Annotated in this window: 29 protein-coding genes; 11 read left to right on the top strand and 18 right to left on the bottom strand. The window is 72.4% G+C overall.

From position 1 onward, the window contains the following. Positions 1 to 183: 183 nt before the first annotated feature. Positions 184 to 555 (bottom strand): hypothetical protein, encoded by a 372-nt coding sequence (locus ACH4FX_RS37530; RefSeq protein WP_398485972.1) that lies wholly within the window; start codon positions 553 to 555, stop codon positions 184 to 186. Positions 556 to 1,013: 458 nt separating this feature from the next. Continuing rightward, on the bottom strand, positions 1,014 to 2,498 hold the full coding sequence (locus tag ACH4FX_RS37525; protein ID WP_398485971.1) for a hypothetical protein: 1,485 nt from the start codon (positions 2,496 to 2,498) through the stop codon (positions 1,014 to 1,016). Positions 2,499 to 2,698: 200 nt separating this feature from the next. On the opposite strand from ACH4FX_RS37525, the gene ACH4FX_RS37520 reads away from it, so the two are divergent. Continuing rightward, on the top strand, positions 2,699 to 3,415 hold the full coding sequence (locus ACH4FX_RS37520) for a GntR family transcriptional regulator (protein ID WP_398485970.1): 717 nt from the start codon (positions 2,699 to 2,701) through the stop codon (positions 3,413 to 3,415). 18 nt (positions 3,416 to 3,433) lie between these two features. Beyond that, positions 3,434 to 4,087, top strand: a complete 654-nt coding sequence (locus ACH4FX_RS37515) for a hypothetical protein (protein WP_398485969.1) — start codon at positions 3,434 to 3,436, stop codon at positions 4,085 to 4,087. 36 nt (positions 4,088 to 4,123) lie between these two features. On the opposite strand, the gene ACH4FX_RS37510 is transcribed toward ACH4FX_RS37515, so the two are convergent. Further along, on the bottom strand, positions 4,124 to 5,674 hold the full coding sequence (locus tag ACH4FX_RS37510; protein WP_398485968.1) for a hypothetical protein: 1,551 nt from the start codon (positions 5,672 to 5,674) through the stop codon (positions 4,124 to 4,126). Between the two features lie 477 nt (positions 5,675 to 6,151). On the opposite strand from ACH4FX_RS37510, the gene ACH4FX_RS37505 reads away from it, so the two are divergent. Beyond that, entirely contained in the window at positions 6,152 to 7,408 is a 1,257-nt protein-coding gene (locus tag ACH4FX_RS37505) for a hypothetical protein (RefSeq protein ID WP_398485967.1), read from the top strand. Between the two features lie 97 nt (positions 7,409 to 7,505). Here ACH4FX_RS37505 and ACH4FX_RS37500 read toward each other — a convergent pair whose 3' ends face one another. Beyond that, the gene (locus tag ACH4FX_RS37500) at positions 7,506 to 7,841 is read right to left on the bottom strand and encodes a hypothetical protein (RefSeq protein ID WP_398485966.1); all 336 of its coding nucleotides are present in this window, start codon (positions 7,839 to 7,841) and stop codon (positions 7,506 to 7,508) included. 300 nt (positions 7,842 to 8,141) lie between these two features. Here ACH4FX_RS37500 and ACH4FX_RS37495 point away from each other — a divergent pair, with 300 nt between their 5' ends. Then, a complete protein-coding gene (locus tag ACH4FX_RS37495; RefSeq protein WP_398485965.1) occupies positions 8,142 to 8,540 on the top strand; it encodes a hypothetical protein in 399 nt (132 codons plus the stop codon). 158 nt (positions 8,541 to 8,698) lie between these two features. After that, positions 8,699 to 9,316 (top strand): hypothetical protein, encoded by a 618-nt coding sequence (locus ACH4FX_RS37490; protein WP_398485964.1) that lies wholly within the window; start codon positions 8,699 to 8,701, stop codon positions 9,314 to 9,316. 45 nt (positions 9,317 to 9,361) lie between these two features. Here the strand turns inward: ACH4FX_RS37490 and ACH4FX_RS37485 are convergent, their stop codons facing one another. From ACH4FX_RS37485 to ACH4FX_RS37425, 13 genes are all read right to left on the bottom strand, one after another. Further along, complete coding sequence (locus ACH4FX_RS37485; RefSeq protein ID WP_398485963.1) at positions 9,362 to 10,771, bottom strand: hypothetical protein; 1,410 nt, start codon at positions 10,769 to 10,771, stop codon at positions 9,362 to 9,364. A gap of 183 nt (positions 10,772 to 10,954) precedes the next feature. Then, complete coding sequence (locus ACH4FX_RS37480) at positions 10,955 to 11,413, bottom strand: hypothetical protein (RefSeq protein WP_398485962.1); 459 nt, start codon at positions 11,411 to 11,413, stop codon at positions 10,955 to 10,957. Beyond that, positions 11,410 to 12,546 carry a hypothetical protein gene (locus ACH4FX_RS37475; protein ID WP_398485961.1) on the bottom strand — a complete coding sequence of 379 codons (1,137 nt, stop codon included), beginning with the start codon at positions 12,544 to 12,546 and terminating at the stop codon, positions 11,410 to 11,412. Before ACH4FX_RS37475 ends, ACH4FX_RS37480 begins: the two co-directional genes overlap by 4 nt. After that, positions 12,543 to 12,992, bottom strand: coding sequence for a hypothetical protein (locus ACH4FX_RS37470; protein ID WP_398485960.1), 450 nt, complete (start codon positions 12,990 to 12,992; stop codon positions 12,543 to 12,545). The genes ACH4FX_RS37475 and ACH4FX_RS37470 overlap by 4 nt, the downstream gene beginning before the upstream one ends. After that, on the bottom strand, positions 12,989 to 13,996 hold the full coding sequence (locus tag ACH4FX_RS37465) for a hypothetical protein (RefSeq protein ID WP_398485959.1): 1,008 nt from the start codon (positions 13,994 to 13,996) through the stop codon (positions 12,989 to 12,991). Before ACH4FX_RS37465 ends, ACH4FX_RS37470 begins: the two co-directional genes overlap by 4 nt. After that, positions 13,993 to 14,373: a hypothetical protein gene (locus ACH4FX_RS37460; protein WP_398485958.1), complete on the bottom strand. Its 381-nt coding sequence runs from the start codon at positions 14,371 to 14,373 to the stop codon at positions 13,993 to 13,995. Before ACH4FX_RS37460 ends, ACH4FX_RS37465 begins: the two co-directional genes overlap by 4 nt. Beyond that, positions 14,370 to 14,957, bottom strand: a complete 588-nt coding sequence (locus ACH4FX_RS37455; protein WP_398485957.1) for a hypothetical protein — start codon at positions 14,955 to 14,957, stop codon at positions 14,370 to 14,372. The genes ACH4FX_RS37460 and ACH4FX_RS37455 overlap by 4 nt, the downstream gene beginning before the upstream one ends. Then, positions 14,954 to 15,592 (bottom strand): hypothetical protein, encoded by a 639-nt coding sequence (locus ACH4FX_RS37450; RefSeq protein ID WP_398485956.1) that lies wholly within the window; start codon positions 15,590 to 15,592, stop codon positions 14,954 to 14,956. Before ACH4FX_RS37450 ends, ACH4FX_RS37455 begins: the two co-directional genes overlap by 4 nt. Next, positions 15,589 to 15,972: a hypothetical protein gene (locus ACH4FX_RS37445; protein WP_398485955.1), complete on the bottom strand. Its 384-nt coding sequence runs from the start codon at positions 15,970 to 15,972 to the stop codon at positions 15,589 to 15,591. The genes ACH4FX_RS37450 and ACH4FX_RS37445 overlap by 4 nt, the downstream gene beginning before the upstream one ends. Positions 15,973 to 15,977: 5 nt before the next feature. Then, positions 15,978 to 17,240, bottom strand: coding sequence for a hypothetical protein (locus ACH4FX_RS37440; RefSeq protein WP_398485954.1), 1,263 nt, complete (start codon positions 17,238 to 17,240; stop codon positions 15,978 to 15,980). Next, positions 17,233 to 17,385 (bottom strand): hypothetical protein, encoded by a 153-nt coding sequence (locus ACH4FX_RS37435; protein WP_398485953.1) that lies wholly within the window; start codon positions 17,383 to 17,385, stop codon positions 17,233 to 17,235. Before ACH4FX_RS37435 ends, ACH4FX_RS37440 begins: the two co-directional genes overlap by 8 nt. Before the next feature lie 38 nt (positions 17,386 to 17,423). Beyond that, the gene (locus ACH4FX_RS37430) at positions 17,424 to 17,600 is read right to left on the bottom strand and encodes a hypothetical protein (RefSeq protein ID WP_398485952.1); all 177 of its coding nucleotides are present in this window, start codon (positions 17,598 to 17,600) and stop codon (positions 17,424 to 17,426) included. Further along, complete coding sequence (locus ACH4FX_RS37425; RefSeq protein WP_398485951.1) at positions 17,600 to 17,959, bottom strand: hypothetical protein; 360 nt, start codon at positions 17,957 to 17,959, stop codon at positions 17,600 to 17,602. The genes ACH4FX_RS37430 and ACH4FX_RS37425 overlap by 1 nt, the downstream gene beginning before the upstream one ends. Before the next feature lie 237 nt (positions 17,960 to 18,196). Between ACH4FX_RS37425 and ACH4FX_RS37420 the strand changes: the two genes are divergently transcribed. From ACH4FX_RS37420 to ACH4FX_RS37395, 6 genes are all read left to right on the top strand, one after another. Next, the gene (locus tag ACH4FX_RS37420) at positions 18,197 to 18,787 is read left to right on the top strand and encodes a hypothetical protein (RefSeq protein WP_398485950.1); all 591 of its coding nucleotides are present in this window, start codon (positions 18,197 to 18,199) and stop codon (positions 18,785 to 18,787) included. A 27-nt stretch (positions 18,788 to 18,814) separates the two neighbouring features. After that, positions 18,815 to 19,129: a hypothetical protein gene (locus ACH4FX_RS37415; RefSeq protein WP_398485949.1), complete on the top strand. Its 315-nt coding sequence runs from the start codon at positions 18,815 to 18,817 to the stop codon at positions 19,127 to 19,129. Positions 19,130 to 19,507: 378 nt separating this feature from the next. Next, positions 19,508 to 19,762 (top strand): hypothetical protein, encoded by a 255-nt coding sequence (locus ACH4FX_RS37410; RefSeq protein WP_398485948.1) that lies wholly within the window; start codon positions 19,508 to 19,510, stop codon positions 19,760 to 19,762. Between the two features lie 8 nt (positions 19,763 to 19,770). Continuing rightward, a complete protein-coding gene (locus ACH4FX_RS37405) occupies positions 19,771 to 20,205 on the top strand; it encodes a hypothetical protein (RefSeq protein ID WP_398485947.1) in 435 nt (144 codons plus the stop codon). Between the two features lie 42 nt (positions 20,206 to 20,247). Further along, entirely contained in the window at positions 20,248 to 20,856 is a 609-nt protein-coding gene (locus ACH4FX_RS37400) for a DUF4326 domain-containing protein (protein ID WP_398485946.1), read from the top strand. Then, on the top strand, positions 20,853 to 21,014 hold the full coding sequence (locus tag ACH4FX_RS37395; protein ID WP_398485945.1) for a hypothetical protein: 162 nt from the start codon (positions 20,853 to 20,855) through the stop codon (positions 21,012 to 21,014). Before ACH4FX_RS37400 ends, ACH4FX_RS37395 begins: the two co-directional genes overlap by 4 nt. A 361-nt stretch (positions 21,015 to 21,375) precedes the next feature. Here the strand turns inward: ACH4FX_RS37395 and ACH4FX_RS37390 are convergent, their stop codons facing one another. Further along, a complete protein-coding gene (locus tag ACH4FX_RS37390; RefSeq protein ID WP_398485944.1) occupies positions 21,376 to 21,987 on the bottom strand; it encodes a hypothetical protein in 612 nt (203 codons plus the stop codon). Between the last annotated feature and the right edge of the window lie 70 nt (positions 21,988 to 22,057).

Here is a 22,057-nt window from a genome sequence, read left to right as displayed (position 1 = left end):
CCCGGCAGAAAAAAGCAGCCGCCGCGGCGATCGTGGGGCCGCCTTCAGCGCCCACGATCGCCCGGGGTCATCGGCGGGCGCTTCGCCCGCCGGCTCCAGTGCCGGTGATCGCGCGTCGCCACCGGGCCACAGCGCGCCGCAGCTCGGCCCATGTGACCGAGCCGAATGGAAGCAGTGGTGCCATCAGTCGTGGATCGTAGCGCAGACGTACGACCGTGCCTCCCATTGGACGCACAGCCGCGAACCGTCCGGGAAGCGGCGGTTTTTGAGGTTCCAGGCCACGTCGGTCCAGGTACTGCCGCCGGCCCGGTGCACCCGGCCGCGCTGCCAGCCGGTCACGCTGTCGTGGTCGCGGCCGCGCCGCACCAGCATCAACCGCGCGGAGGCGTGATGGGAGCCGTTCCATGCGGATGATGCCCGTTTGACGTGCAGGCCGTCGCCGACCACACGGAAGACAACCGGGCCGTCGTGAATGGTGGCGGACGCCGCGGCGTCCGGAGCCGCCAGCCCGAGCAGAGCCAGAGCGACGGCGATAGCAGTGGTGATCCTTCGCATGCCCAGCCCAACGGCCGCCCCCGGCTGGGGAGTCGGCCCGTTCTGGAAAGGTCACTCTATGGTGATCAGATCACCTCTCCGGCGGCGGTGGCGCGAACCCTGGGTGGTAAGTCTGGCCAGATAACCCGCGGGCCCGCTGGTCACCAAAAGACCAGATGGCCGAGGTTGCTTGAGCAGTGCGGGACGGTGGCAGGTCCAGGCAACGGCCAGCATGGAAGAAGAACACTGAAGAGGGCTTCAACAGGTCCAGTGACTCCCCTCTTCGCCGACATTGATCTCGGCGGCACCGCGCACAACTGGGCTCAACTCACCTCTTAAGAGGTGAGAATTTGGGGTGAGTCGCTACCGGGCGGCGCCCTGCTCCCTCGCCTCGGAGCGGCAAAGGGAGGACACTGTCCAGACATGAGCCGCGAAGAGGCTGCCTGACCACCCCGGCCGATAGAGCCCCTGGCCTGGGCTTATGAGGTGCCTTTCAGGAGGTTGACCGTGTCGCTCCAGGGGGCGCCTTCCGGGCCTTTCACATAGTCGACGATGGTGATGTTCTCGTGTCGGCATCCGCCCTGTGCGTGCAGGCGGGGGTTCATGCAGTGGTCGCGGTCGTGTTCGGAGACGTGCCAGCGGTGCCGGTACACGCGCTTGGTGCCCTGGTCATCGTGCTCCCCGTCCGAGCCGGGTCGGGCCTGCGGCACGCTCTTGCGCGGTTTGATGGTGACCAGACGTACGCGGCCGTCGTCGCTGATGCCGCGCCGCCGGTCGGCCCGCAGGTCCTTGGGGCGCCGGCGTAGTTCGGTGATGTCGACGACGGGCTTGGCGACCTGGCCCTGCGTGATGAGGTCCCACGAGGCGATGACCGTGCGTACGGCGGTGTCGAGAGACGCCTTCGGGTCGGGGGCTTGCGGGAAGCGGGTGTTGTCCGGGATGACCCGGTGGTAGAACCACACGAGGGGCAGGGTGGCGCTGGTGGTCGTGGTGGGAGCGGTGTAGAGAGTGACCCACCAGGCACCTTCGGTGCCCTCGGCGAAATCGACGGGGCCGTCCGGCGTTTCGATCTCCCACCCCGCGGCCGGTCCGTTCGTGGGCGTCCAGCGGCTCCAGGAGGCGGCAGAGATCAGGATGCCGCTCTCGGGGTGCGGGATGCCTTGCTCGAAGACGAGGAAGCCGCACGGTGCCGGGACCCGGTGCGCGGCGAGCGGCGTCGTACGGGGCCGGTGCGCCTTGCGGGCCGCGATGCCGCTCTGGACGGAGTCGGCGTAGTACAGGCGCGCCTCGGCCAGGTGCCGCGCCTCCTGGGCGAGTAGAAGCTGGGCCACGTCTTCGGGGTGATCGGCGACGGGAATCGGTGCGTCGCGGAAGACGCCGCTGGCGAGCATCTGCGCCATCCACTCGGCGGCCGTCGGTGTCCTGTACTGCTTGATCAGCTTGTGCCGCCAGTCGGGCAGCCGCCTGGGGTCGGGGGCCCACTGCTGGGGGGAGTGCGCGGCCTTGCCGCTGAGCGTGGTGAGGATGACGAGCTTGCCCAGGAGCGTCAGGACGCCGGCCAGGGCCTGGGGCCGTTCGTACTCCAGGACCTCGCAGCGCAGACGGACGGTGTTCAACCCGAGCCCGTCGTCGATGATGGTGCCGTTGACGGCGGACTCGATGACCTGCTGGACCACGACGGGGACGGTGCGGAAGGCGTCGGTGAATTCCTTGCGTACCCACGCCTGCGCGTCGGGGCGGCCGCGCAGCAGCGCGTGCAGGTGCCGGCTTCCCTCGATGGCGACGGGGACGCCGTCCCCGTCTTCGACGATCCGGTTCGTCAGCGTGATGAGGCCCTGTACATCCGCGTCCGTGTGGGCGGTGAACCCGGACGTCTTCTGGCATGCCTGCACGATCCGCTGCCACTGGAGCCGGTAGCGGTCGGCCGGGATGTGCGCGGGCCGGTCGTCGGGGGGGAACTCCACGACGGGCAGCGTAGCGGCTGCGTTTGGGGGTTCCGGTCATTCCTCGGCGAGAACACCGGCGCATCAAGAAGCGCTCATTCGTAGCCGCAGGTCAGGCACAACTCCGTTGGCATTTCGGCCGCCACTACCAGGAAGGCCGAACCGGGCCACTTTCTGCGAACCTACCTAACCTATCTAGATAGGTTAGGTAGCATGGGGGCATGCCCTCATCCGTGACACCCGCCGAGCGCATCGCAGGCGACCTTGCCCTGGCCATCCACCGGGGCCTGATCCGGCCCGGGGAGAAGCTCCCCTCGCAGAGCAAGCTCAAGGATTCCTACGGGGTGGCCATGGCCACCGCCTCGTCGGCCCTGGGCAAGCTGGCGGCGGCCGGGCTGGCGTACTCCGTCCCCGGCAGCGGGACCTTCGCGCAGCGCACCGACCGCCTCTTCGACCGCCCGCCGGTCCTCGACGTGCTGGCCGCCTCCGCCCTGTGCCGGCATCTGGCGTCCTTGTCCTTCGGGCCGGACACCGATGTGCCGACGGTGCCCGTCGGCGGCTCCCCGGGCTGGGACGACCCGCACGCCGACCCGGAGAAGGTGCTGGCGCCCCGTCAGGTGGATGTGTCCGCGCTCGCGGGCCTGGACCGGCACATCCTGCGCTGGATGAGCGAGGCGTTCCTGACCGCCGCCCGGCGCCTGGTGGGCGCGGGCCAGACGGACGCCGATGTGCACCTGGTCGAGTCGGCCCGCTCGATCCTCCGCGACGGCGGCCGCCGCCCCGAGGGCCAGCCGGGCATGGCCTACTACGGCGGCCCGTGCCCCGAGGACGAGGACGTTGCCCTGCGGATCTGGCCTGAGCGCAAACGCGGCGCCGAACGGCCCGCTGACCCCACGGACCCGTGGGGCGGCCGCTACTCGAACGAACCACCCTTCTAACTTGGAGGAACGTCACCGATGACCACCAAAAACCTCACGTCGTACGGGCCGCGGCAGTTCGGCGGCCGGATCGGCTTCCCGCAGTGGCAGTTCGAGCGGGCCCTGCGCCTGGAGCTGATCCCCGCCGCCGACCTGGACGGCCGGTGGTCGGCGGCCGTCGTCAACGACGTCGTCGCCCGCCTCGATGCGGTGCGCGCGGCGGTCGGCACCGTGCCCGATGTCGGGGCGGGACGCGCGGAGCGGTACCTCGCCGAGCGGTTCACCGGCCTGACGGTCCACCCGGGCACCGCCGCCGAACTCGCCCGGCGGGGCCACCTTCCCCGGAAGGGGGAGCATAAGGGGCATCCGCTGTACTGCGGGCTGACTCTGGAGCGCTTCACCGACCGCGGCAAGGTGGCCCGGGCCTCCGCCGCCGGCCGCACCTACACCCGGGACGAGGCGGCGGCCGCCCTCGGGCTGCGCGCCGCGGACTTCGACCACCTTGTGCGCGCGGGTCTGCTGACGCACTCGCAGACCACCGTGTCCGCCTGGTACAAGGGCGTCGTCGTCCGGCTGTACCGGCAGGCCGACCTCGACCGGGTGCGGCGCTCGTCCCGGATCGACCTCGATGCCGTCCGCGCGACGCCGAAGGGCTGCAAGTCCCCGCTCGCCACGCTGCCCACCAAGACCTGACCGACTCCAACCGCCCGGTCTTCCGCGGCCGCCGACCTACTTCCCGTCGGCGGCCGCCGCCGTTTGCGCCGTGAGCTGGTGGACGGTGCGGGACTCCTTCGTCGGGCGCAGCGGTGCACCGTCCGGGCCGCGCACGTGCTCGATCACGGTGATCTCCTCGTGGTGGTGGCGCTCCTTGTCGGGGTCGTCCCGGTGCAGGCGCGGGTTCATGCAGTGCGAGCGGTCGTACTCCGCGATCACCTGCCGGTAGTCCAGCTTCCGCCCGCTCGGCGCGGGGGCGGCCGGGGCCGGCGCGGCGGGCTGGGGGCGGCGGCCCCGCAGCGTGACGAGGTGGACGGCGGAGTCGTCCACCACGCCTTTGCGCCGGTCACGCCGGAGGTCGGTGGGCTTGCGCCGCTGGATGTGCTGCTGGGTGATCGGACGTTTGGTGACCTGCTCCTGGGTGATGAAGTCCCAGCACGCATAGACGACGTGGGCGACCTCTTCGGTGGTGCCGAGCTGCATCGGGCCCGGGGTCTCGGTGGCGCCGATGGTGGTCTCGTTGTCGGCCATCAGCGGCGGCGCGCCGGGGACGGTGTGGGTGGGGCGATTCCAGAAGGTCAGCCACCACGTCGGCCTCGCCCGGCCGTCGAAGGCCTCGATGTACCGTATGCCGTCGGGACCGAACCAGCGCCAGAACGGCTGCCGCGGCCCCGGGACCGGGGTCGGCCGCAGATGTGCGGGGGCGTGCGCGAAGTCGGCGGCCCACGGCCCCCAGGACACCGCGACGATGTCCGCCGGCCGTTCCCCGCCCTCCGGCACGGTCCGCACGAGGGGCTTGCCGAAGGCGATGAACCCGCGGCGGGCGGGCACCCGGTGCGGGGCCAGCGGTCCCTTGCGGCCGCGCTCCGCCTTGCGGATGGCGGCCTCGGTCATCTCCTCGTCCACGTGGTACAGCCGGGCCCTGGCGAGCCGGTCGTTCTCCTGGGCGAGCAGCACCCGGGCGGCGTCGTCGGCCGCATCCAGGTACGGCACGAGGGTGCCGGTGTTCTCGAACAGCGCGAGAGCGAGCAGGTTGACGGCGGGCTTGCCCTGCTGCGCGCTGATCAGCCGGGCGCGCAGGTCGGGCAGGCGCCGCGGGTCGATCGGCGCGGCGGCGGCCTCGGCGGGGAAGCGGCCGGGCCCCGCTTCGAGCAGCGCGTGCACACCGGCACTGATCGCGATCAGCTTGTGCGCGTCCGCGGCGGAGGCGGCGCATGCCCGCCGCACCCGTTCGCGGATCTGTGCGTCGGCCTCGCCGTCGACCGCGGCCTGGAGCAGGCTGGACAGGGCCGGATCCACCGACGGCATGTGCCGCGCGACGCTGAAACGCCCGAAGCCGTTCGCCTGCCACCGCTCGGCCGCCGCCCGGCACATGCTCAGCACCGCCGAGACGACGGGGGCCTGCCGGTCCAGCAGAGCAATGTGCGCGGTGTGGGCGCGGAGCTGGTCGGCGACCTGCTCGGTCGGCCCGGACAGGGCCTCTTCGGCAAGGGCGACGAGACGCTCGGCGAGAGCACCGTCCTGCGCGGTCGGGGCAGGACTCGGGTGGTCGATGATGCCGGACATGCCCGCCAGTATTCCAAGAGCGGCCCTCCTGTGTTGCCCTTCGGCGGCGACCGGAACGGGGCCGCTACGCGCCGCCCGGCGAGGTTCCCGGACTGCCCAGGACTGCCGTGTAGATCAGCGATGTGTCGCAGGGGCGCGCCAAGCCAGCTACCTGACCGATCTTCCCGTTTCTCCGGGCCGGGGCCTGGCCGACGGCGCCAGTCCGTCCGTGGGCCGTCTCCGCGGTGTCCGGGCGTTTGCCGGCCCGTTGTCGGCGGCTGCCGTTACGCTGCCTCACAGCGGCAGAGTTCCCGGCCCGCCCGGGGGCTGCGCACCTGCCCGTGCCCGTTCCGCCGCCGTGCCACGCCACGCGACCGCCGGGGCCAAGGTTCGCGGAATCGTGCGAAACCCCCCAGCACCGGTATGCCCTTTCCGCGGCCGACGGCCGCCTTCCTCCTGCTGGCGGGGTGCGTGGGCCCTGCCGGGACAGGATTTCTGATGACACGTGACCGTGTTCGCAAGCAGAAGGCCCGGGCCGTTAAGGACCAGAATCCCAGCCGTGCGTACGCCGACGCCGCCCGGGCACTGGAGATGCCCAAAGCCTCCCAGCATCCGCCGGCCGAGGTGCCCGCCACCGTCGCGGTGATGATGGCCCGCCAGCTGCACGCCGCATGGCTGCATCTGATCGCCTTCGAGACCCTCGCCAAGGAGTACGGCAAGGTGATCCCGGAATGGACCAAGCTGGGAGAGGCACCGCGCAACCCGGTCCACAAAGCCGCCGACCAGGCGTCCTCACTGCTGTACGAGCTGCGCGAGTGGGCCGGGCGCACCGCGCACGCCTCCGGCGCCGTCGAAGCGGTGCCGAACGGCTTCGGCGGGGCGGGCGACACGTCCCCGGAGCGCCGCGCGGAGACGGCCCTGTACCCGCCCGGTGAGTGGTGCCGGGTGGCGGGTGGGACGATGCCCCAGCTGGGGGAGGAGCGCCAGGACCCGGCGCAGGCCCCGCTGGAGCGCCCGGTCACGGCGAATCTGCAGGGCCCGGTGCCGGAGAAGCGGTTCAGCGCCCGCGCCTCCGGGCGCGACCTCCAGCCCGCGTTCCCGGCCGTCGACACCACGCCGGCGGCCGCCGTGTGGCAGGCCGAGCGGACCCTCTACCGCGCCGTGTGCCAGCACTGGGAGTCCCCCGGGGACACGCCCGCCGACCTCGCCGCCTCCCTGGACGGCCTGGAAGACCTCGCCGACACCTTCACCAGCGCCTGCACGCACACCCTGGACGAGGTGCGGCGGCGCATCGACGACGGGCTCCTGGTCGGCGTCGACGAGACCGCCTTCGACCAGGCGGCCGACACCGTGCGGGCGCAGCTGGGCATCCAGGAGGGCTACGTGGCGAAGCTCGCCTACGCGCTGTCCCAGGCGCGCACGGCGATGAACGGCGCCGCGGCCGCGCTGCCCCGTACGCTGCCCGGCCAGGTGCCGGCCGCCCTCACGCGCACGGGCCGGGCGCTGGACGGCAAGCCCCTGGCCCACGTCCGCGACCAGCTGGGCAGCGAGCGGCACTTGCAGCGTCTGCGGTCCAAGACCCGGATGCCGGAGTACCGACAAGGCGACGCGATCGAGCGGGTACTGCACTGGATGCACGCTGCCGGCGCGGGCACGTACGACCACGCCCGGCACCTGGCCGACGAACAGCAGCCCACACAATCCGGCCTGCCCCTCGGCACCCCCCGTCCGGCCGGTGCCCGGGCGAATCGCTGAACCGTACGAGACGTGCCCCGGGCCCCGGCCCCGCCCACGGTCCGGGGCACGTCTCACGGATCGACGAGGGCGTCTTTACTCGGACCGTTTGTGAGAGCTACTCGGCGTCGGGGTCGGTGTCGTTCGGGTGCGCCCCGGTGATCTCCCACTCCAGCATCCGCATCCGCTCGACCTGACGGCGTACGACGGCGACCATCCCCGCGTCGAACTCGTGGTCGGGGCCGATGTCCACGGCATCGAAGTAGGCGTCGATCCGGCTCTCGTCGCCCGTCGTGACGAGATGGCGGCACGCGAGCCCGTGCTTGATCCGGGCGGCACTGATGTCCGGGAAGTTCGCGATCAGCGCCAGGGCGGCATCGTCGTCGTTCAGATGGGCCGGAGCGGCGGCCAGGTAGAGGGTGCCGAGGTCGTGCTCGTAAAGGCGGTGGGTCATGCCGGGTCCAACGCAGGAACGGGGCGCAGAGCCATCGCCCATTCGACGTCCGGCAGTTATGCAGGGCATGAGCGCGAGGGGGTCCGAGACTTGATCCTGGAACTGTTGGAGTCCCATGCGGTGGTCAGCCACGCCCGACCGATCCGGCACTATCCCGGCAACGTCGGGGCCACAGTGGAGATCGGCGGCCTGGACTTCAGTGTCTGGGTGGAGCCTGCGTAGGGGACCCTCCTGCGCGCTGGTCAGTCGTCCTGCCGGATCTCCTCACCGTGGAAGCACGGCGTCACTACGCTGCTGCGCATGAATCCGGTGCGCGAGTGGGCCGAGGGCATTAGCTTCAAGGGCCAGGCCGAGCACGACGACTTCGATTTCTGCACGGTGGACGCAGTCACCTACATGTGCCGTGTCTCCCACACAGCCGATTCCGATACCCACCCGACCCGCGGCCGGAGCGGCCGCCGGACATGGGTACCAGCCGCGGCCGAAGGACTGCATGGTCTTGAGGCTGCCGTGACGCAGCTCATCGCCGTGCGCAGCACCGTGAGCTACGCCCGTACACGACTCGCTCCGGCAGATCTGACCACGAAGGAGTGGGAGCGCTTCACCGTACTGGCCAACGCGCTGCGCGCGTACGCCGAGGAGCTGACCGACGAGGTCGCACGGATGGCCGGCGAGAACCTGCGTCCGCTGCCCGACTAGAACGTTCCGGTCTTTGACCAGGACGGATACCCACCAACGACACCTGGCCGTCAGCAGCACGAGAACAGGGCCTGATCCGTTGAGCATCGCTTCCGCGCCCGAGGAAGCGGGCCAGCATCGCACTGCAACCCGCCCCCGGCCCCGGCGTTGAACCGGGTATGGCCACCTTGGATGAGTGCGACGGCCCGTTCATCGCCACGTTCACGCATCTGCTGCGCCAGATCGCTGCGGACTATCTCTGCGGAGCCGAGCTGCCGGACCTGGCAGACGACCACGGGCTTTCTCTGGGGGCCCTGGAGGAGGCCCTCGTGCAGGTCGGGTTCCTGCCGATCGGCTCCATGGCGCGGCAGTACTGGCGCCGTGTCCCCATGGCCCGTATCGCCGACGACCACGGCGTCAACGAGCGCACCCTGTACCGGCTGCTCGCCCGGTACGGCATCGAGCGCCACGGCGGTCCCCGCAAGGATCTGCCCCTGTCGCCCGCGCAGATCGCCGACCGCTATCTGCGCGGCCGCGACCAGCAGCAGAACATCGCCGCCGAGCTGGGGGTCAGCCCTCACACGATTTCCAGGCGGCTGCGGGAGGCAGGCGTCCAGGTCCCGATCGGCGCGCGGCCCCTCGCGCTTCCCGTCCGGCAGATCAGGGAGCGGCGCAACGAGGGCGAACGCATCCTCGCTATCGCCGCCGCCCATGGGGTCTCGGACCCCACCATCCGCCGTGTCCTGCGGCGCGGCATCCGGCCGCCGCTGGTCCTGCCCCCTGGGGACCGCCGCTGACCGGCCGCTGTGCGGCGCACAGCCGCGGTCCCGGGAGCGGGGTGGTCAGTCGGGCTTGACCACGTACACCGTGTCCAGGAACGGCCTGTCCTTCGGGCCCTTCGGGTAGTCCAGGACGGTGATGTCCTGATGGGTGCACCCGCCGCTGCTGTGCGCGGCGGGGTTCATGCAGTGGTCGCGGGTGTGCTCGTGGACCCACCACCGGCCCCGGTCGTAGCGGCGGGCCGGGCCCGCCTGGTCCGTCTCCCGGCGCGGGCGCGGTACCGACTCCTGCCGGCCGCGGATGGTCACCAGCCGCACCGTGCCGTCGTCGGTGATTCCCCGGCGCCGGTCCGCGCGGACCTTGACCGGCTTGCGCTGCTCCTCGGCGACGTCGACCACGCCCCTGCCCACCCGCTCCTGGGTGATCAGGTCCCAGCAGGCGACGACCGCGCGGACGGCGAAGTCGCCGGTGGCCGCGGCCGCGTACTTCTCGGCGAGCACGTCCCCGGCGCTCAGCCGCTCGAAGCCGACCGGTGCGAGCGGCGGCGTGGCGGCCGTGTGCGCGTACAGGGTCAGGGCCCACGTCGTCGGGGCGTCCTCGCGCCGGCCGGGCGTGTGCCAGATGCTCCAGGACGCGGCGACCAGCGGCGCCATCCCCGGGGCGTAGTCGACGGGCTGGTCAAGGACGAGGAACCCGGCGGCGGACGGGACGCGCTGGGAATCCAGCGGGGACTTCCGGGGGCGGGCGGCCTTGCGGGTGGCGACCGCCGTGGTGTCGGCGTCCGCGTAGTACAGGCGCGCGCGTTGCAGCCGGTCGCGCTCCTGCTCGCACAGCAGCCGGGCCCGGGCCGTGTGGTCCAGGTCCGGGAACGCCTCGGGCGGGAAGAGGGCGGCCAGCTGCTCCTCGGCCAGTTCCCGGGCCGTGCCCTCCGGTGTCTCGGGCGCCTCCAGCCGGGCCACGAGCTGGCGCCGCCACTCGGCGGTCTTGCGCGGCCGGGCCGACCACGGGGGCGCCTCGGTGCCGTCCAGGGTGAAGGTGGGCAGCGTGCCGTCGGGGTCGAGCACCGCGGCGGCGCCGCTGAGCGCGCCGAGCAGGGTCGCCAGGGACAGGCCGGTGCGCTCGAAGGTCGCGACCCTGCGCTCGAAGGCCGTCCAGTCGCGGCGCGTCAGGTCCTCCAGCGCCGCCCACACGCCCTGGTCGTCGCCGACCATCTCGGCGAGAGCGGGTGCGGCCTCCTCGATGTAGCGGCCGTGCTGCTCCTCGAACTGGATGAGCTGGGAGGCGCCGAACAGGGCCACCTCGGAGCCCCGGCCGCCCTTGACAGCGTCGCCGCCGGTCGCGGTCTGCTGGAGGGCGCGGGCGTAGCGGTCCGCCTCCAGAGCGGGGCTGCGCTGGAGGGCGCGGGCGACGGCGGTCAGATGCCGCCATGCGTTCGCGGTCGCCTGGGTGGCGACGAAGACACCGGGAAGCATGGGGATCTCCTCACGGAAGAGCGGGTGTGTACGGGGCGAAGCCAGTGGCCGCTGGGGGCCTTCGCCGGCCCCCAGACCCCCGCTCCCGCGGCACCGACCGGCGCGGGCAGGAAGCGAGGGGTTGCGCTGGGTGCGCGCCGGACGGCACCGCGGCTGTGCCGTCCGGGCGGGCGTGATCGGGCGTCAGAGCGGTATGCAGCCGACGCTGAGGTGCCAGTACGGGCCGCCGTACGGCCCGAGGTGACGGCCGATGGTCATCAGATCGGTGTCGGGCAGGCCGGGCGAGACGATCAGGGAGATGCTGCCGCCGCCCTGCCGGGCCATGGACGTCCACAGGTGGATGCGCGGGTCCGCGGGGATCACGATGCGCGCGGCGCTGTCCTCGCACAGGAGCTGGATCGTCACCCGCCCGTCGCGCTCCAGCGTCCAGCGGGCCTGCGAGTCCGCGGCCCGGGCGACCTGCCCCCGGGGGGCCATGCGGTAGCGGGTGACGAACTCCTTGACCTCCGCCTCGTCCACGTCCGGCTCCACGGCCAGGACCAGCGCGGCGAGCACGGTGCCGTCGGTCATCGGCAGGCCGGTCGGCACGGCGGTCACCGGCGGCGTCCCCTCGTACAGCGTGCCGCCCCGTTCCCTCGTCACAGGCCGATCCCCTTGGTTGCGGCGTCCTCGAACGCCTCTCCCTCGTCCACGTACTCCCAGAAGACCGGGCTGTTGGCGGACCAGCCGCCCTGGCGGCGGAGCTTGTCGACCCGCTTGCGGTTCTTGATGCCGAGGGTGACCAGGGTGCGCCGTGCGGAGTGGCCGGTGATCCGGCGCCCGGTCAGGTTCGCGTACTGCGCGGAGCGGGCGAGGGCGCGGCCGACGCCGTCCGGGGAAAGGCGCTGGGTGCCCTGGTGGCCCCACTGGTCGACGGGCAGGAAGGCCGGGCCGTCGGGGTCCGCGCCGGCGGCGAGCTTGGCGGTCCGGTACGCCTGCCAGCAGCGCACCGGGCAGGTGCTGCGGTTTTCGCCGTACGTGACGGGCGCCTGCCGCTCCGGGCGGCCCTTGACCGAGGGCACGCTGACGATCAGCCCTTCGTCCACGACTTTGATGTCCGGGTCGTCCAGGACGGACATCTCCTCGTTGCGCCCGGCGACGGCGACCTTGAGGGCGTTGAGCGCCTGGTCCCGCAGCCGGGCCAGCTCCGGCACCCGGTGGACCGTGCGGCGCCGGGCCGTCGGCTGCGGCGTGCGCTCGCGCGGGGCCTCCGCCATCGCGCGCAGGTCAGCCGGGCTCAGCGAGGCCGCTTGGCCGCGGCCGCGCTGCTGGCGCTTCTTGTTCAGCCGGAGCGGCTTGAGCGCGCGGCGGGCCGCCTCGGTGGCCTCCTTGGGCACCGTGTAGCCGTGCCTGCGGGCCTCCGCGGTGACGCCGGTGATCCTGCGCTCGATGGTGTTCGGCGGGGCCTCGACCACCTGGTCCAGGTAGGTCACGAAGGCCACGAAGGTGCCCACCGTGACCTTGCTGAGCGGCAGGCGGGTGCCGGTCCGCTCGGCGAGCCAGTCGTGGAACTCCCCCCAGATCTCCCAGTCCCGCGCGTAGCCGTCCTTGGTCTTCTTCGGCCGGATGTCGTCCAGGTGGGCCTTGGCTTCCGTGTCCAGCGCGGCGAGCACGGCGTTCACCGGGTCGTGCACGGCGACCGCGCCGGCGCCGGGGGCGTCGCCGTCCTCGACCAGCTCGCCGTCGACCGCCTCCACCGGCTCCAGCTCGGTTCCGTGCTCCTGGGCGGTCGTCATCGGGCCTCACCCAGTCGAGCGGGGCCGTAGCTGAAGGAGAGCACCCCGTGATCCTCGGGAACCCCGTGTTCCTTCACGGCCATCTGCCGAACCAGGTCGAGCAGGCCCAAGCGGGTGTCGTGCGGGAGCGCCAACGTGTCACCCCAACTGCTGTACTGGCGCTCGCCGGAGTGGTCGCGCCATGCCACGGCCAAGGTCCAGAAGACCGGAAGAGGCGGCTCGTCCGCGAGGACGAGAACGTTGGGCGAGAGATCGAACCACGGCGTGGAGTAGCGGTCGAACCGCAGACCGAACTCTGTCTCTGCGCGGCCCTGGGCGCCGTGAAACAGGTCGGCTCGGGTGTCATCGGGGCCGGTCAGCACCACATCGGTGAGCGTTCGGTAGTAGGGAGCCTCGGGCAATGCCACCGTGATGCCGCGGAAGTAGCGGTCCGTCGCGGTTGTCACTCGGCGACCTCCTCCACCTCGTCGGCGAGCCTGCGGACCCGCGCCGCGGCGTGGGTGATCCGCTTCGCCTCGACCCGGAGCTGGGCGCCGTCCTCGTCGTGCTCGGCGAAGTCCGCGGCAACCTCGCCCACCAGGTGGGCGACCTCCGCCAGCACCTCGGCGACGTCCTTCAGCCCGGGACGCAGCTCTCCGCGTTCCAGGTGGTGGGCGGCGCGGGGGAGTTCGCCGTACGCGGGCAGGTCGTCGCGGGTGGCGACGGCGGCCTGCTCCTCCTCCTCGGCGGGGAAGGGCACGTACACCTGGGTGAGCATCAGCCCGGGCCGGGTGGTCTCCGCCTCGGTGGCGGGCCCGGAGACGGTGGCCACCAGCCGGGGGTGGATGGTGTGCACCTGGTCCGGCGCGCCGGGCAGGGCCCGGTGGTGGTCGTCCAGGGACAGCGGCATCTCACCGGGGAGCTGCTCCAGCAGGGCGCGCAGCTCCCCGACGGTGTCGAGCATCGGCGCCGCGGCGACCGCCGCCCGCAGCCGGGGCGCCTGCTCCGCACGGGCGTCGCGGGCCTCGGCGGCGGCCCGGCCCAGGGCGAACGCCACCTGCCGCATCACCTCGGCGTACGCGTCCTCGTCCAGCCCGACCAGCACGTCCGCGCCCTGGGCGAGGTGCTGGTGGTAGAGGGTGCGCTGCCCCTCGGCCCACACCCGCAGGTCGTCGGCCGCCGCCAGCTCGGTGGTGTCGAGCGCGGCCGCGACCTGGTCCCACGTCGCTCCGAGCCGCAGCGCCTGTGCGACCAGGCTGCCGCGCTCGCTGCGGACGGTGCGCCGGATCGCCTCGCCCACGGCGAGCTGCGTCAGGGCGGCGCTGACGGCGGCGCCCTGGTCGCGGTCGTGCTCGGTGTGCAGGCGCGCACCGGCCTCGGCACGCTGCCGCGCGAGGGAGGTGAGCGGCGTGCCGGCCGGAACGTCGCCGGGGCGGCGGACCGTGTCCGCGGTGGTGTGCTGGCCGGTCATGCCTTCTCTCCGAACGGGTTGGGGACGGTACGGCCGGTCTCACGCAGCCACTGGTGGAGCGCCTTCTCCTCGGCTCCCAGCCGCCTGAAGGCGGCAGTACCGGCGGGCGTCAGGTCGAAGGCCACCCGGGCGCTGCGGGTCTGCGCCCACTGGCACAACTCCCACTCCGGCTGTCCGGTGGCGCTGTTGTACGCGGCCGGGGGCAGCGAGCCGTCCCGGACGAACGCCTCCCGCTCGGCCTGCCGCTGCGCGACCGTGGCCTCGGCGGCGGCGAGTGCCGCCCGGGCCGCCTCGACCTCCTTTTGCGCCGCGGCGATCCGGTCCTCGAAGTACGTGGTGACGACGGCCGTGCCGTCGATCTGCTCGGGGGTGCTCATGACTCCTGGTCCTCCTTGGTCTCGGTCCTGGCGATCCAGATGGGGCTGCCGATCAGCACCACGTCGGCGGCGGCGGTGCCCAGGTGCACGGGCCCGCGGTGGCAGGCGTAGACGGCCGTGCCGATCTCGCAGCCGAGTGGTACGGCCCGGCCTTCGTGGTGCTGGTGGACGGCGGACGCGAGGGCGACCAGGGAGCCGGTCACCCCGGGGACCGCGAGCGCTTCGACTGCCGCCTCGTCGGTCTCCGGGTGGTCGACCGCAAGGAGCTGCACGGCACGCACCGCGGTGGTGTCGGTCAGGGCCTCCCGGGCGCCGCTCGGCAGGGTGTCCTTGTCCTTGCCGGGCTGGATGTTGCGGGAGGCGCCGAACAGACACCAGCCCACAGTCAGCGTCGGCAGACGGCTGGCCCCGGTGTAGAGCACCAGGCGCGGGTCCTCGAACCCGCCGGTCTGGTACACATCGACGTCACCGTAGAGGGCGAACGGTCCGGTCGGTACCGCCGTCGGCCACCTGGCGAACGCCTGCGCCGCCGACGGGAGCTGTCGCTTGGCGGTGTCGATGGCAGCGTCGTGGTTGCCGCTCACTGGGCTGATCCCTTCTCCGCGACGGCGGCCGCGTCCAGCTCCGCCCCCACCCACTTCGCCGCCGCGGTGACGCTCGCGAACGGCTTCTCGCCGCTGGTCTTCGCCCACGTCGCGTAGCCCGACAGGCCCCGGGCGGGCGGGTGGAAGGCGGGCCCGATGGCCGCGTGCCAGACCGTGGCGCCGCGCTTGCCCCGGCCCTCGGTGACGGTGCCGACGATGTCCTTCTCCGACAGCCGGTCGACCTTGTGGCGGGAGCAGAGGTAGGCGCCGGGCGAGTCGTACCCCCGCAGATCGAGCAGCGGCGGGCCGGGGTAGAGCCACAGCCCGGCCACCTTCTTCGGGGGCTGCCCGTACCCGGTGCGCACCGTGGTGGTCGTCCGGGTGGTGTGCTCCTCGCCGCTGATCAGGTGGACCGTGTCGCAGGACCGGCACAGCAGCCGCACGGTGACCCGGTCGTAGCGGTCGTGGTGACCGCACTCCTCGTTGGGGCACGCGTGCTCCGGGCAGCCCCGGCGCGGGCGCCGCGTGTCGGTCTGGGTCTGCTGGTCGACCTCCCAGACGGGCTTGGCGCAGTCTGGCCGGTGGGCGAACGGGTGCCACTCCAGGTGGGCGGCGAGGGCGTCGGAACTGCTCATCGGGCGGCCTCCGGCGTCGCGTCGGAGGCCTGCGCCAGGGCCCATTCCCGGGCCGCCGCAGCACCGATGAAGGGTTCGTCGACGTTCTCGCAGTGTTCGGCGAGTTCCCGGCACTCGGTGGCCGTGCACAGCACCCGCATCTGGGCGTACGGCACGCCGCCCCCCCTCTCCTCGACGACGACGTCCGCGGCCGCCGTGCGGGCCTGCCGCAGCGCATCGCAGCCGAGAAGCATGCCCTCGACGTCAACGGCGTGCAGGACGTCCTGGATGAGGCGTGCGCGGACGCCAGGGGCGTCACTGCCGACACGGCTCCAGCCCCGTCCTTCGGTGTGCACGACGGCGGCGGTGCCGTCGGCGAGAGTGACCGTAGTGAGCGCCACGGCAATCACTTCCCGTCCGCGGTGAGCCGGTGCAGCAGGCCGGTGACGGCGTCCTGCGCAGCCGCCTCGTCACCCCTACGGATGGCGTCGAGCAGGGCCAGGCCCGGGGTGTCCGCGCGGTAGACGAGCACGAGGGCCGCATCGTCGTCGGGGAGCGCGGCCGGGAGGGTGAGCACCTGCCGCTCCGGGGCAAGGATGAGGCCCGCGGTGCGGACCTCCCCGGCCCGTACGGCGCGGGGCCGGTGGCCGATCCGGTGCACCAGGTCGTGGGCCGCGTCGTCGTCCTCGGTGCACCCGCCGGGGCACGGCCGCGGCTGCGGTTCGGCGCCGTGCCGGCGGGCCAGCTCGGCGCACAGCCCCGCGAGCCGCCGCACGCCGACACCGCGGGTCTCGCCCACGGCGGCCGAGCGGGCCAGCGTCTCGGCCTCGCGCACCAGGGGCTCCGGCGCCAGGTGGAACGCGTTCGGCAGATCCAGGTGGGCCCGGCCCTCGGCGGTGGGCGTCGGAATCGTCGTGTTCCGGGCCGGACCTGCCCAGGACACGAGGTCGGGGGCGGTATCGAAGTCGGTGAGGCGGTGGGGCTCGAATCGGGTCTTGCCCCGGCCCGTCGTGTCCCCGAAGGCCCCGCCGCTGGCCTCGACCGGGTACGGCGCGCGGTTGCGCCGGATCATCCGGTCGATCTCCTGGCGCACCTCTTCCGGGGACCGGTCGAGGAACAGGCCGGAGTCCCGGAACAGGTGGGCGGCCTCGTCCAGCCACAGCACGACGCGGTCGGCCTGACCGCCGGTGCGCTCCTGCTGGGCGGCCAGCACCGCGGCGAGCAGGTCCGCGGCCGTCTTGCCGGGGGTGGGCTTCTCCGTCTCGCCGCGGAGCTTCAGGAGTTCCACGGTCTGGTCCCGCAGCTGGGTGGCGGCCCACTTCCGGGCGGCCTCGGCCTCGGCGCCCTCGGCGGCGTCGCGCTGGTAGCGCTCGGCGACGGCGGCGCAGGCGTCCTCGGTGCACAGCACGCGGGCCACCGCCGCAGTCGATCCGTCGGGATACCCGGTGACCTCGACGTCAGCGTCGGCCAGCTCGGCGGCGACGCACTCGGCAACCATCCGCAGGCCTTCGCGGGCGGCGGCTTCCAGCGGCGCGAGGTGATCGGCGGTCAGCGGCCCGGTGACCGCGTCGGCCTCCCAGCGGACGCGGTGGACGTGGACGGTGTAGCGGTGGTCCGGCTCTCCCGGTACGAGGAACAGCGGTACGGACAGCGGCATGCGGTCAGTCACCCTTTCGTGTGGTGGCGGCCCGGGCGATCCGGGCCAGGCGGTCGAAGTCGGCACCGGTGAGCGGGCCGCCGCCGGGGCGGGCGTAGTCGATGGTGAGGTGCGGGCGGGTCCGCACCCGGAAGGCCGCAAGCTGTCCCGGAATCACGGGAGTTGCCTGCGGCGCCGGCGTCGTGGCGAGACCGTTCACCGGCCGTGCTCCCGGCGGATCTGGCGGCTCAGGCGGCGGTCGACGGTCCGCTGGGGCGTCATCCCCTCGGCCACGTTCTTCGCCCGTCCGGAGTGCACCCGCATGAGGCCCACGCAGCACCAGGTCATGAACGCGGCGGCCAGCACCATCGTGACGATCAGGAAGAGCGGCATCACGCGTCCCCCTCGTGCAGGAAGATGGTGGCGCGGAAGCAGCCGCCGACCTCCTCCAGGCCGGTCCCGAGCTTCCACCCGGCGTACAGCTCCTCGCGGCCGTCGCGGGTCGTGCGGGTGTCCACCGCAACGCCGACGTGCGCGGCCCACCGCCGGACGGCGTCGCGCTGGCCCTGCGGGGTGTAGCTGAGGCCGTCGGCCTCGCCGGTGAGGGCACCGTTGGAGGCGAGCGTCCACATCAGCGGCGGGAGGTCGGCCTTGGCGCCGTGCGCGAGGAAGGCGGCGAGCTGCTGGTGTCCGTTGCGCTGCCACCGGTGGAGGGTGGCGGTCGGCACGGCCTCACTGCGTCGAACGGGCATGCGATTCCTTCCGGGTCGGCGGGCCGGACGGTGACCTGACGTCAGGTCCGGTTTGTCGCCTCGGATATGGCACATTATCCGAGCCGAGACGCGCCGTGCAGCCGAACCGCGGAATCCCACCCGCCCGGGTGGAGAATTCCGGCCAGGTTCTCCGGGGTCTGTACGGCGGGCGGTTCCGTCGGGCAGACTCGCCGTACAGACCCCGGAGAACCGGGTAAGAATCTGTCGGAAGGCCTCATGAAGATCACCGTAGAAGGCGCGGACCCGGAGTTCGCCGAGAAGCTGGTGGCCCTCGCCGCCCGGCACCGCGCGGAGCTGACCGTCATCGACACCGCCTGGACCGCCGAACGCGCCGAACGCTTCCTGCGCTCCCTGCCTTCCGCCGCCCGGACGTTCGCCCGGCTCGTCGTCGAGGGCGGCGGCCACGTCAAGGCCGACGCCCTGCGCAGCGCCGTCGGCAAGCTCAACGGGCCGCGGGTGGCCCAGATCCGCGCCCTGCCGCGCGGGGTGCGCAACGGCTGGTGGCCCGAGGGCATGCAGGACCCCATCACCGTGGTGTACGGCGAGAAGAACCCCAGCTGGCAGAAGGCCATCGCCTACGAGATGGCCAGCGAGAACGTGCCCGTCTTCCGGGCCGCCCTCGACCGGCTTGCGGCCACCCGGCAGGCCGCCCGGGCACTGGGCATCACCCCCGGCGGCACCGACAAGACGACCCTGGCCTGGACCCCCGACGCCGTCGCCGAGAAGGCCCCGGACGTCACGTCCGTGGATCTGGACGGCGGTTCGCACCCGCCCGCCGCCCCGGACGAGGAGGAACAGCAACCGTGACCACCAGCCTCGCCGCTTAGGAGCACCATGCCGAATCTGCACCTTGTCATCGACATACCCGAACCGGGCGACTGGCACGGACGACTCGACGTGCTCGAAGCCTTGGAAGCCGCAGGGTGGATCGCCGACGAGGAGATGCCTCTCAGCATCCTCCGGCATCCGTCCGGCGCCGTCTGGTCCATGACCAACGAGTCCGGCGACTCAGGGCTGACGTGCATCAACGGAGCGAATCCTGATTTCCCCTGCGACACTCCGTCCGTTGTGGTCATTGCCGCCTGCCTGGCCGCTACCGCGCAGCACACCACCGCCTACGCCGACCGCCGCGCGGACGGCACCTGCTGAGGGCTGGGATGACTGCGCCAGGAGCCCCCGTGCCCAACGACGTTCTCCTCTTCTTCCAGCTCGAACCCAACCGGCTCGGGTGACCGGCCGCACCCGCCGCGGGGTTGCGCGCCTTGCCCGCGGCGGGTGTAGGGCCCCGCCCCTCCCCCTCGACCACCGGACCAGCAGGTCAGGAACCTGATGCTGCCTCACCCAGGAAGGCAACAGGCCAAGAGAACACGGACCGGCCTCCGACAACATCGTCCCGTTCCCTCGGAGGGACAGCTGACGGACGAGACGCCACAGGCACAGGAGCGGAGGCGGTCGCTCGATCCCTAGCTGGGGAGCCAGGAGCCTCAGCAGGTTGAACAGAAGGACTTGCCAGGGAACAGCACAAATGTGGAGCCCCACGTGCGGGCGCAGCTCGTGGAGCGTGCCCGCCGGCACCGCCGCCCCGTCGTCGCCCTGCGCTTCCTGCCCGACCTCACCACCTGCCTGACCCGCAACAAGCAGCGGCCGGCCAGCCGGCGCGTGCCCGACGACACGCTGCGCTGGCAGCACCGCCTCGCGTGCGAGGCCACCCCGGACGCGCTGCTGCGGGAGGGCTTCACCGCCGTGCACCACATCGACCCCGCCCCGCTAATTACTGATTAGGAGCCACCGTGTCCAACGACGTCCTTGCCCCCGAGCGGATCGCGGATGCCGTCGCCGTCCTGCGCAAGGCACAGGAGGGCGACGAGGAGGCGCGCCGAGACCTCGCCGCGTTCTTCCCGGAGTACGAGGGGCTGGTGATGCAGACCGATCACGCCCGCTACCTCGAACTCGCCGCCCGCGCCGGTCTGGTCGCCACACACCTGCTGATCCTCCAGTGCGGGCAGTGGGCGGCCTCGGTGGACACCTACACCTCCGACCTGGAACTGCCGCTCGCGTCCGTGGCGATCGGGGGCTACTACGCCAGCAGGACCGAGGCGATCCGGGAGACGGTGCGCGCCGCGACGGACCACGGATGGGCGCTCGCCCCCGAACACCAGTGGTCCGACTTCGACTGCGGCGGCGGGGAGATCCACATCCCGATCCACGCGCGGCCGACGCACTGACCGGCCATCCCCACCCTCCGACCAGCGAAAGGACCACATCCGATGCGTACCTGCACCCGTATCCAGCGTCAGCGCACCAAGGACTGGCGCAAGCCCGAGCGGTGCATGATCGTGGACCGGACGTCCGCCTTCGGCAATCCCTTCACCGTCGCGCAGCTCATGGACATCGGCTACCAGGAGCCGGAGGCCCGGCAGACCGCCGTCGCCGAGTTCCGCCCGTGGCTGCGCGGCAGTCGTGCCAACTGGCAGTCGAACGCGGCCGACGAGCGCCGGGAGAAGATCCTCGCCCGGCTGCCGGAGCTGCGCGGCATGGACCTGGCGTGCCCGTGCGCGCCCGGCGAGCCGTGCCACGCCGACGTGCTGCTGGAGTGGGCAGCGCTCTCCCCGCTCGCCCTGGAGGTCCGTGTCGCCTCGACCCGGGCCCGCGTCGACCAGCAGCGCCTGTGGCGGGGCGAGAACCCGCTGTACGACGCCGATGAGCTGGCCGCCGTTCTCACACAGGACGTGCCCGGCACCTGTCTGGTCGACTACGACCCGGGCGACGGCATCCCGGTGCGCTGCGACAACCGCACCTGGAACCAGTACGTACGGCGGCAGCGGCTGAGCGAGCACCCCTCGGCGATGATCCGGCTGGTGGAGGTCTTCGGGTGAGCCCGGCCGACGCCCCGCGCCTGGACCGGGCGCAGACGTACGCGGAGACCGTGCACCGGATCTACGGCGACCGGCGGGCCGCCCCGCCGGCGGCGAGCTGCTGCTCGCCGTGGCGTACGCCCTCTTCGTCGCCCCCGGCGAACCCGGGCGGGTGCTGAACACCGCCGCCCGGGCCCTGGGCCGGAGCTCGGCGACGGGCCGCCCTCCGCCGACGGCTGGCCCGACCCGGGCAACCCGCCCCCGGCCCGCGTCCCGCGCCGTGTAGCACTTCACCTGGCCCCTGGCCGTAGGTGCTGCACCTGGTACACCACGGCGGCGCGGACGCACAACGACGCGGGCCCCGGCTCCCCCTCGAAGGGGACCGCCGGGGCCCGCGGGTTATCTGGCCAGATAGACCACCTCTCTCAGGCGGACTCCTCCGGCGCGAAGTTCTTCATGCACTCGCCGCAGATGATGTTGCGGCGCTCCAGCGTCTTAGGCGAGACCCGCCCCAAATTCGAAGCCGATGCTCCGCCGGGCCTACAAATCCACGGCTGAACGAGCAGGCAAGTCGAGGTGCCGTGCCCAGCGGTACACAGTGGCTTCGTGCACGCCCAGCCTGCTTGCGATCGCCGGAATGCTGATCGCCGTATCGGCCCACGCCGACTTCAGCGTCTGTTCCCTGCCGGGCGTCAAGAGCCGTTTCCCCTTGACCCGGCTCCCTTGCTTCTTGGGCTCGGGAAGCAGCCGGGCGAGGCGTTCGTGCTTCCTGGCGTGGTAGCGCAGATTGGCCGTGAGCAGGCCGATCGACCGAGCCGCGGCATTCACCGTCTCCCCTCGTTCCAGCGCGTCGGCCGCTCGGTCCAGCATGGCCAGCGTGACCTGGGCCACCGGCTTCCTGCGGGCGTTGGAGACCAGGGCCAGGACCGCGTCTTCTGCCTGGGCGTACTTCAAGTTCTCCCGGCGCCACTGCTCTGCCGTCCCCGGCGCCACCCCGATCTCACGCTCAGCAGCCTCAATGGGATTGTCCGAACCCGTAACGCGGGTCAAAGCCGCAAGAAAGTCGCCTTGCCGTGCGACGATCTGCTGCCGCAGCGGTTTGCCATCCATGGCGGCGCGCAGTTCCCCATCTCGTACCGCCGTGGTCTGCAAGGACCGAAGGGGCTTTCCCACGGCCTCCGCCGCTGCTCGCGGAGTGGCCCCCTCCCGCAGCGCGGCAAGG

Source organism: Streptomyces sp. NPDC018019, from assembly GCF_044327805.1.
GTDB lineage: Bacteria > Actinomycetota > Actinomycetes > Streptomycetales > Streptomycetaceae > Streptomyces.
Note: the sequence above shows the minus strand (reverse complement) of the source record. Positions and strands in the feature narration are given on the sequence as shown.